Annotated in this window: 18 protein-coding genes; 12 read left to right on the top strand and 6 right to left on the bottom strand. The window is 63.3% G+C overall.

Going from position 1 to position 16,070, the window contains the following annotated elements; all coding sequences use genetic code 11:
- Positions 1-47 precede the first annotated feature (47 nt).
- From VGG89_06840 to VGG89_06885, 10 genes are read left to right on the top strand one after another with little or no spacing between them, the layout of a single operon-like run.
- Positions 48-1,406 (top strand): FAD-dependent oxidoreductase, encoded by a 1,359-nt coding sequence (locus tag VGG89_06840; protein HEY1976239.1) that lies wholly within the window; start codon positions 48-50, stop codon positions 1,404-1,406.
- Positions 1,403-1,702, top strand: coding sequence for a hypothetical protein (locus tag VGG89_06845; GenBank protein ID HEY1976240.1), 300 nt, complete (start codon positions 1,403-1,405; stop codon positions 1,700-1,702). Before VGG89_06840 ends, VGG89_06845 begins: the two co-directional genes overlap by 4 nt.
- The gene (locus VGG89_06850) at positions 1,699-2,586 is read left to right on the top strand and encodes a BadF/BadG/BcrA/BcrD ATPase family protein (protein ID HEY1976241.1); all 888 of its coding nucleotides are present in this window, start codon (positions 1,699-1,701) and stop codon (positions 2,584-2,586) included. Before VGG89_06845 ends, VGG89_06850 begins: the two co-directional genes overlap by 4 nt.
- Positions 2,583-3,290 carry an N-acetylmannosamine-6-phosphate 2-epimerase gene (locus tag VGG89_06855; GenBank protein ID HEY1976242.1) on the top strand — a complete coding sequence of 236 codons (708 nt, stop codon included), beginning with the start codon at positions 2,583-2,585 and terminating at the stop codon, positions 3,288-3,290. The genes VGG89_06850 and VGG89_06855 overlap by 4 nt, the downstream gene beginning before the upstream one ends.
- 27 nt (positions 3,291-3,317) lie before the next feature.
- Positions 3,318-4,454: a cytochrome c oxidase subunit II gene (locus VGG89_06860; GenBank protein HEY1976243.1), complete on the top strand. Its 1,137-nt coding sequence runs from the start codon at positions 3,318-3,320 to the stop codon at positions 4,452-4,454.
- A 21-nt stretch (positions 4,455-4,475) separates the two neighbouring features.
- The gene (ctaD, locus tag VGG89_06865) at positions 4,476-6,155 is read left to right on the top strand and encodes a cytochrome c oxidase subunit I (GenBank protein HEY1976244.1); all 1,680 of its coding nucleotides are present in this window, start codon (positions 4,476-4,478) and stop codon (positions 6,153-6,155) included.
- A complete protein-coding gene (locus tag VGG89_06870; protein ID HEY1976245.1) occupies positions 6,155-6,769 on the top strand; it encodes a heme-copper oxidase subunit III in 615 nt (204 codons plus the stop codon). The genes ctaD and VGG89_06870 overlap by 1 nt, the downstream gene beginning before the upstream one ends.
- Before the next feature lie 10 nt (positions 6,770-6,779).
- A complete protein-coding gene (locus VGG89_06875) occupies positions 6,780-6,986 on the top strand; it encodes a hypothetical protein (protein ID HEY1976246.1) in 207 nt (68 codons plus the stop codon).
- Between the two features lie 5 nt (positions 6,987-6,991).
- A complete protein-coding gene (locus tag VGG89_06880) occupies positions 6,992-7,192 on the top strand; it encodes a hypothetical protein (GenBank protein ID HEY1976247.1) in 201 nt (66 codons plus the stop codon).
- An 11-nt stretch (positions 7,193-7,203) separates the two neighbouring features.
- Positions 7,204-8,640 carry an alkaline phosphatase family protein gene (locus tag VGG89_06885; protein HEY1976248.1) on the top strand — a complete coding sequence of 479 codons (1,437 nt, stop codon included), beginning with the start codon at positions 7,204-7,206 and terminating at the stop codon, positions 8,638-8,640.
- Between the two features lie 10 nt (positions 8,641-8,650).
- Here the strand turns inward: VGG89_06885 and VGG89_06890 are convergent, their stop codons facing one another.
- The 6 genes from VGG89_06890 to VGG89_06915 form a co-directional block, all read right to left on the bottom strand.
- On the bottom strand, positions 8,651-8,905 hold the full coding sequence (locus VGG89_06890) for a hypothetical protein (GenBank protein HEY1976249.1): 255 nt from the start codon (positions 8,903-8,905) through the stop codon (positions 8,651-8,653).
- A 72-nt stretch (positions 8,906-8,977) separates the two neighbouring features.
- Positions 8,978-9,574 carry a hypothetical protein gene (locus VGG89_06895; GenBank protein ID HEY1976250.1) on the bottom strand — a complete coding sequence of 199 codons (597 nt, stop codon included), beginning with the start codon at positions 9,572-9,574 and terminating at the stop codon, positions 8,978-8,980.
- Positions 9,571-11,220 (bottom strand): acyl-CoA dehydrogenase family protein, encoded by a 1,650-nt coding sequence (locus VGG89_06900; protein ID HEY1976251.1) that lies wholly within the window; start codon positions 11,218-11,220, stop codon positions 9,571-9,573. Before VGG89_06900 ends, VGG89_06895 begins: the two co-directional genes overlap by 4 nt.
- 39 nt (positions 11,221-11,259) lie before the next feature.
- A complete protein-coding gene (locus VGG89_06905) occupies positions 11,260-12,588 on the bottom strand; it encodes an MFS transporter (protein ID HEY1976252.1) in 1,329 nt (442 codons plus the stop codon).
- A complete protein-coding gene (locus VGG89_06910) occupies positions 12,585-13,454 on the bottom strand; it encodes a heme o synthase (protein HEY1976253.1) in 870 nt (289 codons plus the stop codon). Before VGG89_06910 ends, VGG89_06905 begins: the two co-directional genes overlap by 4 nt.
- Positions 13,451-14,371: a COX15/CtaA family protein gene (locus VGG89_06915; GenBank protein HEY1976254.1), complete on the bottom strand. Its 921-nt coding sequence runs from the start codon at positions 14,369-14,371 to the stop codon at positions 13,451-13,453. Before VGG89_06915 ends, VGG89_06910 begins: the two co-directional genes overlap by 4 nt.
- Before the next feature lie 142 nt (positions 14,372-14,513).
- Between VGG89_06915 and VGG89_06920 the strand changes: the two genes are divergently transcribed.
- Positions 14,514-14,945, top strand: a complete 432-nt coding sequence (locus tag VGG89_06920) for a hypothetical protein (GenBank protein HEY1976255.1) — start codon at positions 14,514-14,516, stop codon at positions 14,943-14,945.
- Between the two features lie 32 nt (positions 14,946-14,977).
- Positions 14,978-16,057: a hypothetical protein gene (locus VGG89_06925; GenBank protein HEY1976256.1), complete on the top strand. Its 1,080-nt coding sequence runs from the start codon at positions 14,978-14,980 to the stop codon at positions 16,055-16,057.
- Positions 16,058-16,070 lie beyond the last annotated feature (13 nt).

Here is a 16,070-nt window from a genome sequence, read left to right on the forward strand (position 1 = left end):
GTCCACTTGGAGAGAAAGGCGGTGACCGCCTGCGGCGAAGGTCGACCGTGGTGGAATTCGACGTGCTGGTCGTCGGCGGCGGTAACGCCGGGTGCGCGGCCGCGCTCGCGGCGGCGCGCCACGGCGCGCGCACGCTTTTGGTCGAGCGTTATGGTTTCTTAGGTGGAACGGCGACAGCCGCGATGGTCGGGCCATGGATGACGTTCCACTCGGGCGACCAACGCATCGTCGGCGGCATCGCACAGGAGATCGTGGAGCGCTTGGTGCGTAAAGGCGCGTCGCCCGGCCATCTGCACGATTCGTCCGATTACGTCGCTACCATTACGCCTTTCGATCCCGAGATTCACAAAGCGCTGCTCTTCGAGATGATGCGCGAGGCGGGCGTGAGCCTGATGTTACACGCCTACGTGCTCGACGCCAAGCTCGACGGCGATATCGTCCGTGGCGCGACGTTCGCGACGGTCGGGGGAACGCGCGAGTACTTCGGGCGCGTTGTCATCGACTCGACCGCCGACGCGTTCGTGGCGGCGTCGGCGGGGGTGCCGACGCAGCAGGGCGACGAGCGCGGCCGCGTTCAGCCGGCGACTTTGATGTTCCGTCTGAGTCACGTCGATCTTTCGAAGCTGTCGACCTACGTTCGCATGCATCCGGATCAAATGCGCACTTCGCTCAAGACGCACGAGCGCACTCCGGGCGCGTTGACGGCCATCGCCGGGCTGTATCAGTTGTGGGAAGAAGCGCGCCGCGACGGCGTCGTGGACCTTCCGCGCGAGCTCGTCTCGTTCTTCATCTCGCCCTATCCGGACGAAGTCACGGTAAACATGACGCGCGTGGTCAACATCGATCCGCTCGATCCCGGCGACTTGACGCGCGCGGAGATCGAAGCGCGTCTCCAAACGATGCAGCTGCTCGAGTTCTTTCGGTCGCGCGTTCCGGGTTTCGAAAACGCGCGCATCGCCGCCACGGGCACGCAGGTCGGCATTCGCGAATCGCGGCGCATCGTCGGGCGTTACACGCTGACGCGCGACGACGTGCTGCAAGGCCGGCACTTCGACGACGCGGTGGCGTGCAGCGCGTATCCGATCGACATTCACAACCCGGCAGGTACTGGAACGACGACGCAGCGCCTCGCTCCCGGCCAAAGCTACGACATTCCGTATCGCTGCCTGGTGCCCGTCAATCGCGAGCAGCTGCTCGTCGCCGGACGCTGCATCTCCACCACGCACGAAGCGCTGGCGTCGACGCGTTTGACGCCGACCGTCATGACGTTGGGACAAGCCGCCGGCACGGCCGCCGCACTCGCGCGTAAACGGCGCGTTCGCGTCGGCGACGTCGACACTAAAGAGTTGCGCGCGCAGCTCATCGCCGACGGCGTCTATCTTCAACGCGAAGGAACGGCGCCGTGAATAAGGCGATCGCGCTAGCGCGCACGTACGGCGTTTCCATGTGTTTTGCCGATTTAGGCGACTGGGGTCTCGACGAGCTGCGCTCGGAGTACGATCCCGGTGTTCCCGAGATCCGGCTCAACGTTCGCATCGCCGAGCAGCTGACGCCGCAAGAGCTGGGCGAGTTCGTGACCTTGGCGATCGGTCACGAGCTCTACCATCACCGCGAGCGTATCGGCGAAATCGTCGTCATCCCGGACCGCATCGCACGCGAGCACGCCGCCAACGACTACGCGCGAAAGTTTTTAGAGCCGTGAAATACGTTGCGGGCATCGACGGCGGACAAACGACGACGGCCGCAGCCGTCGGCGACGAGCGCGGACGCATTCTCGGTCGCGGCATCGCCGGTCCCGCCGATGAAGTGGGTCAAGATGCCGGGTCGACGCGCATGCGCGACGCGTTATCGAATGCCCTGCGCGCGGCGTGCAAAGACGCGGGCCTGGACGCCGATACGCACTTCGAGGCGATCGTTGCCGGCGTCAGCGGCTACGAAGGACGCGTGTACGGAAAAGTTCCGCAGCTTCGGGGAACGCGTTTCGTCCTGATGCACGACGCGCCGATCGCGCACGCCGGCGCGCTCGCCGGACGTCCGGGCATCGTCGTGATCGCCGGCACCGGTTCGGTCGTCTACGCAACCGACGGCAAGCAGGGCTGGACGCTCGGCGGTTGGGGATATCTTTTCGGCGATGAGGGCAGCGCGTTCTGGTTCGCATCTAACGCGATTCGCGCAGCGATGTATGGAGAGGATCATGGCGTCGATCCCAACCACGCGCGCGACAAGATCTGCACGTACTTCGGCGTTCCGTCGCTGCGCGCGCTGGCGCGTGCGTTTTATGCCGGCGAAATCTCGCGCGCTCGCATCGCGTCGTTTGCATCGGAACCCGATAAAGCCGACGTGCTGGGAGGGGCGAACGCCCTTGCGATGCTCGTCCGCGAATCGGTCGTTCGCGGCGCGCCTGCCCGCGTCGCCCTGGTCGGCGGAATGTTTTCCAGCGCGGAGTTTACGCAAGAGGTTCGAGCCCACGTGAAGCGATGGCTCCCCGCCGCCCAAATCGTGGACCCCAAGTACGATCCGGCTGCCGGGGCGCTGCTCTTGGCCTACCGAGAAGCCGGCATTTCCGGCATCGAGATCGCTTCGTGAGCGAGCTGAGTCTGCTCGACGAGCTGCGGGGCGGATTGATCGTCTCGGTTCAGGCGTGGCCTGGCTCGGCGCTCGACGACCCGCACGTCATCGCCGCGATGGCGCGCGCAGCTCAAGAAGGTGACGCCGTCGGCGTGCGCGTGCAAGGCGTAGCAAATCTCCGCGCGGTGCGAGGGCGGGTTCAAGTTCCGATCGTCGGATTGATCAAACGCGAGTATCCCGGCTACGAGCCGTACATTACGCCGACGCTGGAAGAAGTGACCGCGATCGCCGGTGCGGGCGCCGACCTCATCGCGTTCGACGCGACCGGCCGGAAGCGACCGGGCGATGCGCGGCTCGAAACGCTCGTCGCGGCGATTCACGCGGCCGGGCGACTCGCAGTAGCCGACTGCGCCACCCTAGAGGAAGGAAGGACCGCCGCGCGGCTGGGCGCCGACGTGGTAGCCACAACCCTCTGCGGCTACACTTCCGAGACGGCCGGAACCCCGTTACCGGCGCTGGAGTTGGTCGCCGCCCTTCGACAAGCTCTGGGCGACACCGGGTTCGTGGTCTGCGAAGGCGGCGTGCACTCGCCGGATCAGGTACGGGCTGCGCTCGACGCCGGTGCCGATGCAGTCGTAGTCGGAACCGCCATTACTAACGTAGACTGGCTAGTAAGAGAGTTTGCAGGGTCTACCGATACGGCGCGAAACCGCTACCGTTAGCGTCCTTTAAAGAGGAGAGAGCGATCCTTGGTTGAGCACAAATCGCCACCGATAAGTCTCGGGCGTAGCTTTTGGCTTGTCACGGCCGTCCTGGGCGTCGCGGCAATCGCGTCGATCATCTACTGGATTTACGCGCCGATCGAGAGCTGGGTTCCTTCGATCATCGTCACCGCGTACCAAGTCGACGTCTTCTTTCGGTTCTTGGCTGCCACGGGAAGCGCGCTGTACATCTTCGTCTGCGGCTACATCCTCTACTTTGCAATCGAGTTCCGTGCGCGGAAGGACGATCCGCCCGACGCCATCGGCGTGCAGATTCACGACAACCATAAGCTCGAGTTCTGGTGGACGGTTGGCCCCACTGTGTTTGTGGCCATCATTGCGATCGTCAGCTGGATCATTTGGGCGCAGATCATCTTGCCAAGCAACAACGCGGGAGGCGCCCTCGTCATAGAGGCAATCGGGCATCAATTCGAGTTCACGTTCCGCTATCCCGAGATCAACGGCGAAGTCACCAGCGAGATGCATCTGCCGATCAACGTGCCGGTGACGCTGAACCTCACCTCGTCCGACGTTATTCACTCGTTCTGGATACCGGCGATGCGCCTCAAGCAGGACACCATTCCCGGAATGGTGACGGAAATCAAATTAACGCCGAATACGCTCGGCCGCTTCCCCATCGTTTGCGCGCAGTTCTGCGGGCCGCTCCACGCCAGGATGAACGCGCTCGTTTCCCAGCCGGGACCGGGTTCGGGTCAAGGACAGTGGGTCGTCGTCGAAGACATGGCGTCGTACCAAAAGTGGTATCACGATTGGCAAGAGAAGAACGCGCACGTGAGCAACGCGCTGCCGTCGACCAGCGGCACGATTGCGTTGACGGGCGGCGACGCCGCCGCGGGCAAGGCCTTGTTCTCGCAGAAATGCACGGCGTGTCACGCGCTCGCGCCGTTCGATCAGAAGCTCGTCGGACCGGGCCTCAAGGGCGTGCTGCACGATCCGTCGCATCCCAATCTCGTCAACGGCGATCCGGCGACACCGGACAACGTTGCGAAGATTTTGCAGCAAGGGTTTACGGGCAGCATGGGAACGATGCCCAACGCTACCACCAACGGGCTCTCAGACAAAGATATCGCCAATCTCGTCGCATTCTTGGATTCATTGAAGTAACCGGGGGACACACAAAGGGTTATGTCAGTAGCAGCTGCACATCCAGGCGGAATCGCCGATCACATCCATCCCGAGCCGCAGGGATTCATCAAGCGATACGTCTTCTCGATCGATCACAAGATCATCGGCATTCAGTACCTGATCACCGGCTTCGTCTTCATGATGCTGGCGGGTCTGCTGGCCGAGACGATTCGAACGCAGCTCCTCAATGCCAACGGCGGCTTCGTTTCGCCGGATACGTATAACGAAGTCTACAGCGTGCACGGCAGCGCAATGGTGTGGCTAGTCATCATTCCGCTGGCGACCGGCGGGTTCGGCAATCTGGTCTTTCCGATCCAGATCGGCGCTCGCGACGTGGCGTTCCCGTGGCTGAACATGCTCAGCTTCTGGATCTTCCCGGTTGCCGGCTTGATGTTGTTCTCGTCGTTCCTCATAGGCGCGCCCTCGGCAGGCTGGACGGAGTATCCGCCGGTGTCGCTGCAAGGCGCTCCAGGAACGACGATGTGGTGTGCGGCGATCTTTTTAGTCGGCGTCAGTTCGACCTTGACCGGTATCAACTTCGTCGTGACGATCCTCAAGATGCGTGCGCCCGGAATGACGTTTACGCGTATGCCGCTATTCTGCTGGGGACAGTTCGCCACCGCGCCGCTGCTCATGATCGCGACGACGGCACTGGCGGCCGCGCTCGCGGCGCTCTTCATGGAGCGCGTCTTCGGCGTGCCCTTCTACGACCCGACCAAAGGCGGCAGTCCGGTGCTCTGGCAGCACATGTTCTGGTTCTACTCGCACCCGGCCGTCTACATCATGATTCTGCCGCTCTTCGGCATCATCTCCGAAGTGCTGCCGACGTTCTCGCGCAAACCGATCTTCGGCTACAAGCTCATCGCCTTCTCGTCGATGGCGATCGCACTGCTCGGCTTCATGGTCTGGGCGCACCACATGTTCACGTCGGGCCTGGCGCCGTTCTTGCAAGTGCTCTTCATGATCATGACGTTCACGATCGCCATTCCGACCGGCGTGAAGATCTTCTCCTGGATCGCGACCTTGTGGGGCGGCAAGATCCATTACACGACCGCGATGCTCTTTGCGATGGGTTTCCTCGCGCTGTTCACGTTCGGCGGTATCACCGGCGTCTTTCTCGCGGCGGTGCCGACGGATCTCGATCTGCACGGTACGTATTTCGTCGTGGGTCACTTTCACTACGTGCTCGTCGGCGGGAGCTTGATGGGCGTTTTCGCCGGTATGTACTACTGGTTCCCGAAGATGGCCGGACGTTTGCTCAACGAGACGTGGGGCAAGGTTCACTTCTGGCTGTTCTTCGTCGGTTTCAACATGACGTTCTTGCCGATGCACTGGCTCGGCTTCGAGGGCATGCCGCGCTGGGTGGCGACCTACGATCCGCAGTTCCAGTTCTGGAACCGCTTCGAATCCGTCGGCTCGTACATCATGACCTTGGGAATCCTGTGCTTCTTCATCAACGTGATCTACAGCGCTCGCGCCGGCAAGAAGTCCGGGCCCAATCCCTGGGGTGCGCGCACCCTCGAGTGGCAGATCCCGTCGCCGCCCAACTACTACAACTTCAAGCGCGTGCCGACGGTCTACGGTCTGCCGTACGACTTCTCGCAGCCGCTGCCGTACACGGGACTTGAAGACGAGCTTACCGACGCGCCGCCGGCGCAACTCGCGGGAGCGCACCACTAATGGCAGTAGCGGCGATTCCCCACGACGGGCACGGCGAAGCCGATCAGCTCTACATCGAAACGCGCGAGCTGCGTCTGCAGGGGTTCTTGCTGTTCCTGATCAGCGACTGCGTGCTGTTCTCGTCGTTCATCTTTGCGTATCTTTACTTGCGTAACAGCGGGCAAGGGTGGCCGCCGCCGGGGATACAGCGTCTCGACGTCGCCTTTGCGGCGTGGAACTCGGTGGTGCTGTTCGGATCCGGCGCGACGATGCACTACGCGCTCGAGAACTGGAAGCACGGCAACTTCATGAAGTACATGTGGTGCCTGATCGCGACCATCATTCTCGGCGCGATGTTCCTGGGCGGTCAGGGATACGAGTACAATCACTTGATCTTCAGCGAGCACGTGACGTGGGCGGGCAGCGGCATCTTCGGCGCATCGTTCTTTACGCTGACCGGCATGCACGGTTTCCACGTCTTCATGGGCGTGTGCTATCTCACGGTCTTGCTGCTGCAGTCTGCCGGCGGCACCTACACGTACCAAAAGTATTTCGGTATCACCGCCGGGACACTGTACTGGCATTTCGTCGACGTTATTTGGGTTGTACTCTTCTCGATCTTCTACTTGTTATAAGGACCGCCGCATGAACATCGTGATCTTGGAAAAGGTCGGAGCCATCGCCGGCGGCGTCATCGTCGGCATCGTCGCGTTCTACGCGCTGTGGAAAGATTGGAAGACGCCTGGCGTTGAAAATCACGTTTTCAAGCTTATGCTGCTCCTGCTCGGCGTCGGTGCGATCGTCGCACTGTTGGCCGGTGCCGGCGTCATCGGCACGTTCGGAAAGGCGTAAGGACGATGATCGTTCGCGATGATGAGCGTCTCGACTTCAGTAAAGTTCCCGAAAGCCGCGGCGTTCCGACGATGGTATACTACGTGGCGATCGTGGGCATCATCGGCATATTCTTCATCGGCGGTGCCTCGGTTATGAGCTCGGGTTGGGGCCACCACTGGCCGGCCAACACGACCTTGCGCGTCCCTCTAGGACAACATAAATAATAGCGCGCCCCATGAGCGCGCCCTCACGACTTCGCTTTCTCTCAACCGTCGCCGCGGCAACGCTGGCGCCATACGTCGAGTGGGCGCGCCCCGCGCTCGCGCAGACGCTGCCGTCGAAACTCACCGATATCGATCATATCGTGATTTTGATGCAAGAGAACCGTTCGTTCGATCACTACTTCGGTACGCTCTCGGGCGTGCGCGGTTTCGCCGATGCGAAAGCTGCGCTGCTTCCAAACGGGCGCCCCGTCTTCTACCAGCCCGACCCACACTCCACCGCGGGCTACGTTCTCCCTTTCCATCTCGACACGCTCACCACCAGTGCGCAGCGCCTGCACGATCTCAGCCACGCGTGGAACGCGCTGCACGCCTCGTGGAACGGCGGACGCATGGATGCCTGGGTTCCGGCACACCGCAAGACCGACGGCAGCAGCGCTCCGCTCACGATGGGCTACTATCGTCGTTCCGATCTGCCGTTCCACTACGCGCTAGCCGACGCGTTTACGATCTGCGACGGCTACCACAGCTCGGTGTTGGGGCCGACAAACCCAAATCGCTACATGTGGATGACCGGCACGATCGATCCCGACGGCGCCTACGGCGGCCCGGCGATGAATAATCGAGGCACGCGTTACTCGTGGGAAACCTACGCGCAGCGCTTGGAGCGCGCCGGCGTCTCGTGGAAGATCTATCGCCCGGAGGTCAGCGTCGCATTCCCGGTCGGTCTCGACGTCATCATGAACTTCGCGGCGTTTCAAGACGCGCCGAAGACCTCGGGGCTTTACGAGAACGCCGTCAGGCAGCGCTCGGTGCAGACGCTGCTCTCCGACATCGCAACCGGCAATCTTCCGTCGGTCACTTGGATCGTTCCGCCCTACGACGCATGCGAACACCCCGACATGCTTCCGGCGGCCGGCGAAAACTACGTACGTCAGATTCTCGAAGCGTTCTGGTCGAATCCGAGGCTGTGGTCGCGCACGGCGTTCGTCCTCGTCTACGATGAAAATGACGGGCTCTTCGATCACGTCGCGCCGCCCACGCCGCCGGCGGGCACTGCGGGCGAATATGTGGGCGGCGCACCGATTGGCTTGGGCTTTCGCGTTCCGTGTCTGGTCGTCTCGCCGTTTTCGCGCGGCGGTTACGTTTGCGGCACGACGTTCGACCATACCTCGACCTTGCGACTGATCGAAGCCCGCTTCGGCGTAGAAGTGGCCAACCTCACACAATGGCGGCGCGACACCTGCGGCGATCTCACCGCGGCCTTCGGCTTCGGCGAGCCCGGCGACGCGAGCACTCCCTCCCTGCCGCCTACGGCCGATGCGCTGCGCATCGTCGAGCAGCGGGTCGTATCCTTGCCGCCGCCCGCGGTCCCGAGCATCCAAGCGATGCCCGATCAGGAAGCCGGCACGTTCGTTCGGCGGCGGCGTCCGGCGCGAGCCGCGCCATGAACTTCACGCGTTAATGGTGTAAGAAGATCGAGAGGATCGTCGTAAGCCAAGTGCCGGCAATGATGCCTACCGTCCACATAAAGCGTTGATCGATCTTGCCATTGAGATCGAGCCTGAGGGAATCGATCCGGTCATAGACGGCGGTACGTAAATCGTCGATCTTGCGGTCGACGGCGTCAAATCTGCGGTCGATGGCATCGAAACGCAGATCGATGGCGGCAAGGCGCTGACTCGTTTGTTCGTAGGCACCCTCTAGATGGGCCATACGAAGTTCTAATGGACTCACGGCTGCAGTTCCTCCTAGTCGCGCTTCCATCACGACGAGAAGTAGCGTGAGCTAGGGCAAATCCTGGCGGTAGCCGTGGCGGGTGGCGATGCCGATCGCCAGCGGCGGAAGATCGTCGTCGGGGACGAGTCCGGTGGGTTTGCCGTCGATCTTGTGCACGCCGCCGTAGACCGAGAACTCGACCATTGCGGGAATCGTGAGATCGGGAAGCTTTTTCTTCCCGAGCCACTCCCACTCACACGCGACGGTTTGATCGGGGAAGAGTGCGGCGACGTAACCGCAGCCGTCGATTTCCGAACTTTCGTCGGGGTGCCGGTAACGCACGTAACCGTCGAGGGTATAGATCGGCCTGAACGTTTGAACGTACGCCGTGAACGGCGCGAACAGCACGGCGACGAAGTAACCAAAGAAGGCGATGAAGCCCAGCGCGAAGATCCACGCGATCTTGATGAGCGTCGCGTCGGCCGGCACGTGATGCGCGCGCCAGATAATTCCCAGCGTGATGAACGCCATGAAGAACATGCCGATGAGCGGCTCGATCGCAAGTGAAAATCGTCCGGTGAGGCCGCACCAAACGATGCGGCGCTCCTTTTCCGTCCACGGCCGGCTGGGGAGAAAGCGCGCCCGCGCGTCGAGCGTCGGTTTCATACGGGAATGGGTACTCCGTGCGGCGACGCGCGTTCCACGATCTCGCGGACCGCGGCCGTCGCGTTGAGCGTTCCCATGGTGCGGCCGCCGCGCCCCAGGCGGCTCTCGACGAACGCGTCGGCAACGGCCTGTGGAGCGTGCTGCACCAACAGCGACGCCTGCCACAGCAGCGCCAGCCGCTCGGCCACCGACCGCGCGCGGACTTCCAGCGCGGAAACGTCGCTCACGTCGCGCTCGAGGGCGGACAACTCCGCCGCAACGCGCGGGTCGTCCGCGACGGGTTCGATTTCGGCGCGCAACGCCGCAAGTGACTCGGGCTGTTTTCGAACGATGCGTAACACGTCCAGTGCATTGATGTTACCCGATCCCTCCCAGATCGAGTTCACGGGTGCCTCCCGGTACAAGCGCGGCATGATCGACTCTTCGACGTAACCGTTGCCGCCTAGACACTCGAGCGCCTCGCCGACGACGCCCGGCGCCCGCTTGCAGACGTAGTATTTTCCGACCGCGGTGCCGATGCGCTTGAGCGCAGCGGCGCGCTCGTCGTGTGGTGCGTCGTCGATTGCGCGTGCGACGCGCATAAAGAGTGCGATCGCCCCTTCGGACTCGAGCGCGACGTCGGCTAGAACGTTTTGCATCAGCGGACGATCGATCAGCGGCGCGCCGAACGTGCTGCGGTGGGTCGCATGGTGGATCGCTTGAACGAGCGCTTCGTGAATCAGTCCGGCGGAGCCGACGATGCAATCGAGCCGCGTATGGTTGACCATCTCGACGATCGTCCGTACGCCGCGTCCCTCTTCACCGATCATCCAGCCGTGGGTGCCGTCGAGTTCGATTTCGCTCGACGCGTTGCTGCGGTTGCCGAGCTTGTGCTTGAGACGCTGGATCGCAAACGGATTTCGGCTTCCATCGGCGAGCACGCGCGGAACGAAAAAGCACGTCAGCCCCGCACCGGCCTGCGCGAGCACGAGAAACGCGTCGCACATCGGCGCAGAGCAGAACCACTTGTGGCCGGTGAGCAGATATTCGTTCCCGGGACCAGGCCGGGACGCCGGCACGGCGCGCGTCGTGTTGGCGCGAACGTCCGACCCGCCTTGTTTCTCGGTCATGCCCATGCCGCAGAGCGCGGCGTTTTTCTCGGCGAGCGGCACGAGTCGCGGATCGTAAGCGCGCCGCGCAAAGGCCGGAACCCAGGCCGACGCAATTTCCGGTTGCAGCCGTATTGCCGGCACGGCTGCATAGGTCATCGAGATCGGGCAGCCGTGGCCCGACTCGACGTGCGACCACACGAAAAACTTCGCGGCGCGCCGAACGTGTGGATACGGCTGCGCGTCCTCCCACGGCGTGCCGTGCAGTCCGTACGCAGTCGCGCTGTGCAGCAACTCGTGCCACGCGGGATGAAAGCGCACTTCGTCAATGCGACGGCCGAACCGGTCGTGCGTACGCAGCTCCGGCTCGTGCTCGTTGGCGTCGAACCCAAGCGCGATCGTTTCGGGTTTACCGGCAAGCGCGCCGAGCGTCGTCAGCTCGTTCGACGACGCACCGGGTGCCTCGCGCGCGAGCGCTTCGACCAGCGCGCGATCGCTTAGGAAGACGTTATAGTTTTCGAGCGGCGGCGGCTGGTTCTCGACCCGATGGGTGGCCATACGAAAACATGATTGGTCGGCGTTTGAGCGGGTCCTGGCTCAAGCCGCGCCGGCGGCGGGCTCGCTACGCTCGCCCCGCCGCGGCTTGAGCATCGCGGTAAGGACGATCGCGATAAACGCGACGGCGCAAAACGCCAGATAGGCGTGACGGTAGCCCATTAACTCGCTCTTGCCCATGCCGATGAGACCGCCGGCAAGCGAGCTGCCGAAAATCTGACCGACGATGAGACATTGGCTGAGCAAGCCGATCGCGGTCGCGCGCGTTCGCTCGTGCGTTTCGTTCGTAACGATGTAGCGCGTCGGCGCTCCGAGCAGCGCGCCGAATCCGGCTCCGGCAACGATCATCGCCAACACCGCGAGTCCCATGGATTCAAAGCCGAGCGCGAAGATCGCTAACCCGATTTCCGTTAATACGGTACCGACCAGCAGCACGTCGCGACTGCCGACACGATCGAGCGCGCGACCCGACGCCGGAATGACGATGACGAACGTGAGCGCACCGAGCGCCGCTATCGCGCCTGCGGCGGCGGAAGAAAGATCCTGCGCGCCGACGAGCACGGTCGGAATGAAGAAGAGCGAGCCTTCGAGCACGCCGATCACGATCTCCAGGGCGTACGTTTTGGTAAGCTGCGGTGCGCGCAACAGTTCCAGCGGAACGATCGGATGGGCCGACAGCCGTTCCCATAACCAAAAGGCAAAGAGTGCCCCCACTCCGAGGATACCGATGACCGGACGCGTCGCGATCAATCCGTCCATGACGCCGAGCAAACCGAGGCACAACAGCAGCAGACCGACGCCGTCGAGCGGTTCGCGCCGCCGCGGCGCGTCCACCGGAACGTCTAGCCGCGCAAACCAAAAAACGACTGCCGCCAGCGGAAGATTCGGAACGAAGATCCACCGCCACGCGATGAAGTGCGCGATGAGTCCGCCCACGAGCGGACCGATAACCGCGGCAAGTCCCCACGTCGCGGCAACCATCCCGAGTGCCGCTCCGCGCCGCTCGGCGGGAACGACGTCGCCGATCGCGGCGGTTGCGACGGGAAAGATGCCTCCGGCGCCCAGCGCCTGCAACGCGCGCGCGAAGAGAAGGATTCCGTACGTCGGCGCGACGATCGCCACGATGCTTCCGGCGGCAAAGAGGCCGATGCATCCGAGATAGACGACGCGCCGCCCGTAGCGATCCGCGAGCGTGCTGGCGATGGCGATCGACACGACGGTGACGAGCAGATACAGCGTAAAGATCCACGCCAGATCGCTCGTTTGTACGCTCAGGTCGCGTCCGATGGCGGGGAGTGCCGGGGAAAGCACGCTCAAATCGAGCGCGCCGGCGAACACCCCTAAACCCAGCGTGACGAGAAGCCGTGTCACGAAATGATAATGCGGTCGATCACCATGACGGCGCACATGAGCGCGAGGTAAACGAGCGAATAGCGAAACAGTTGGCGTGCGTACACCTTGCCGTCGCGTTCCCGCCACGTGCGCCACGCTTCGAGCAGAAAGATTCCACCCAAAACGGCGGCGGCGCCGAAGTACAGCGCGCCCATGACGTGCAACGGATAGAGCGCGAGCGACGCCAACACGAGAATGATGCTGTAGTACACGATCTCGCGCTTAGTCCGGTCTTCGCCGTAGACGTTAGGGAACATCGGGATGCGCGCTTTTTCGTAGTCGAGCTCGGTCATCAGCGAGAGCGACCAGAAGTGCGGCGGCGTCCACAGAAAGATCAGCGCGAAGAGTCCGAGCGCCGGGCCGCCGATCGCGTGCGTTACGGCGGCCCATCCGACCAGTGGCGGCACCGATCCGGCCGCGCCCCCGATGACGATGTTGAGCGGCGTGATGCGCTTGAGCCACATCGTGTAGATGCCGACGTAGTACGCGTTGCCGGCCAGCGAAAGCCATGCCGCAAGCGGATTGACCAAGACGTAGAGCATCGCAAACCCGAGCGCGCCGGCGAGCAGTGCGTAGATCACGGCATCGCGGCGCGACACTCGTCCTTGCGGGATCGGGCGCAGACGCGTGCGCTGCATGATGGCGTCGATGTCGGCATCGTAGGCGCAGTTGAGAGCACCGGCCGAAGCGGCCGAAAGCGCGCCGCCGAGCAGGGTCCAAAGAATCAGCCACAACGAGGGCACGCCGCGCGCCGCCATGATCATCGCGGCCAGCGTCGTGACGAGCAGCAAGACGATGATACGGGGCTTGCTCAGCTCGTAGTAATCGGCGATCCGGGCGATCACGCGCGCACCGCTTCGGTTTGCGGCGCGGAAAACGCTCGTGCGTCGAGCATCGCAAACGTGGTGGCGACGACGAACGATAAGAAGACCAGCGCGGCGTTGATCGCGTGCGCTTCGCGCAAATCCGTTGGTAATCGCAAGGCGACGTTGAGCAATCCGAGCAGTACCTGCACGCAGACCAGCGCGACGCCCGCACAAACGGCCGCGCGTACGCGCGCGCTCGCGGGCCGCGCGAACGCAAATGCGAGCGATCCGGCGGCACAAACGAGCGTCCCTCCGGCTGCGATGCGATGCAGCATCTGCACGGCTTGTCCCTGGGTATACACGACGACGTTGCCGGCGCAGCCCGGAATCGAGAGACACGCGAGGCCAGCGCCGCTGGAGCTCACGTAAGCACCGACGCACATGGTAAGAAACGCAATGATCGAAGTCCCGGCCATCACACCCGCCATCGCTACCGCGTTTCGGGTGCCGCCGCAGCTCTCATGCGCGGAGTCGGTTGCTGCGGCAAAGATTCCCATGGCCGAGACCGCCGCTACGAACGCCATTGCCGTTCCCCAGTGCAGCACGACGGAAATCGGAGAGTTACCCAAGCGCACGGTCGCAGCGCCAAGCAACACCTGCACGAAGAAAAAGAGACCTATCGCAACCATCGTCGGCATGATGAACGGCGAGCGATCGCGCCGCCGCCACGCTGCAACCAGGAGGCCGGCCACCAGCGGTGCGATGCCGACTGCAAACACGCGGTGCGTGAACTCGAAAACGGTGCCGTTGGCCATTGGGGGCATGACGCGACCCTGGCACAGCGGCCAATCCGGGCAGGTCAGGCCCGCGCCGTTGATGCGGGTCCAGCTTCCCAGCATGATGGTTCCCAAGGCGACGAGGTCCGTCGCCCAGGCGAGATATCGCAGGGTCTTCACGGTTGACTTCCAGCGTAGCCGCCGCAAGTCCGTAGCACAATGACCTTTTCGGGCTGCGGCATTGAAGACATGGTGATTGGAGGCGTATGAAATCTTGCCTTCGGGGGAGGCCGGCGCGGGAAGCAGGCGAAGGCGGTGGGCCGTGAAGCGCTGGTGGGCCGTTTTGGGCCTATTGCTCCTGGTCGGATGCCGCGAAGTACGGGTGCAGACCCTTTCTCAGGGGACGACCACCGTGCTGGGCGGGGACCAAATCCTCATCGTCCGCAACCCCGAAGATTTGGCGAAGTTGGGTATACACGCGCCGGTACACTTCAAGGGGGAGTTTGGGGTCATATTACTTATGGGGCCTCACGACCGCAGTGGTTACAAACAGATCATCGAGTCGATCCGCGCCAACGACCAGCGGGTGCGCGTGGTCGCGTTCGAACAGGATCCCGCCGACGGCGGCGAACCTTCACCGAGTTATCGCACGTACACGCTGTGGATCGTTCCCAACAGCGTCTATCGGCGCGGAGTTCGGGTCGACGTCGTCACGCCGAGCGCCGCACCGATCGCGACGACCTTTCTCCCCTAAGGCTGCGACCAGTTAGGACGATACCTTCACCAGTGCTTTCTCCACGGCCACTACGCCAACCCGAGCCGGTTCTCGAACTCGACGTCCGCGTCGAGCGCTTGGGCTTGGTCCTCGAACCCAACGGAGAACCCGCCGAGGCCGGCGGCATTCTCAATCCCGCGGCGGCTCGCGCGCCGGGCGGAGAACTGCTGCTCTATCCGCGCTGCGTGGAAACGGGCAATATTTCGCGCGTCGGTCTGGTGCGTACGCAGGCGCTCGACGTCGGTTTCGACGTCAAGCGAGAAGGCTACGCGCTCGAGCCGCAAGCCGACTACGAGCTGCGCCCGCATCCCGGCTACGGATGCGAGGATCCGCGCGTTACTTTCGTGCCGGCGCTCAAAGCCTACGTCATGTCGTACACGGCGTTCGGTCCGCTCGGTCCGCGCATTGCGATCGCGATCTCGAGCGATGCGTATCGCTGGGAACGTCTGGGATTGGTGCGATTCGAGGGCGCGGGCGTTTCGATCGGCGACGATAAAGACGGGGCCTTCTTCCCCGAACCGGTGCTCTCGCCGAGCGGCGTGCGTTCGCTGGCGTTCTACCACCGTCCAATGCTGCATCTGTCGGCGGTCGACGGACGCGCAGCCATACCGATGATCGAACGCATGCCGTTCGAGGATCGCGAATCGATTCGCATCGCGTACGTGCCGCTCGACGCGGTCATGCGCGATCGTTCGAACCTGCTCGAAGTCACCGAAAGCGTGCTGGTGCTTTCGCCCGACGCAAACTGGGGATCGATCAAGATCGGCGGCGGAACGCCGCCCGTGCGGATCGCGGAAGGCTGGATGTCGCTGTTCCACGGCGTCGATGCCGTCAAGAGTCCGCGCGGCAAACCGTCGCTGCGCTACAGCAGCGGCATCGTCATCCACGACGTCGAGCGTCCCGATCGAATTCTCTATCGCTCGCCCGCGCCGATCTTCGAACCGCTCGACGAACGCGAGCGCGTCGGCGTCGTCAACAACGTCGTCTTCCCTACCGGCATCGATCCGCGCACGGATCTCGGCGAACGCGTTTTCGACGTGTACTACGGCATGGGCGACTATTGCATCGGCGCGGCGCGCATGTGGCTGTAGCGCACTCGTCCTG

This window comes from Candidatus Baltobacteraceae bacterium (assembly GCA_036488875.1).
GTDB lineage: Bacteria > Vulcanimicrobiota > Vulcanimicrobiia > Vulcanimicrobiales > Vulcanimicrobiaceae > JAFAHZ01.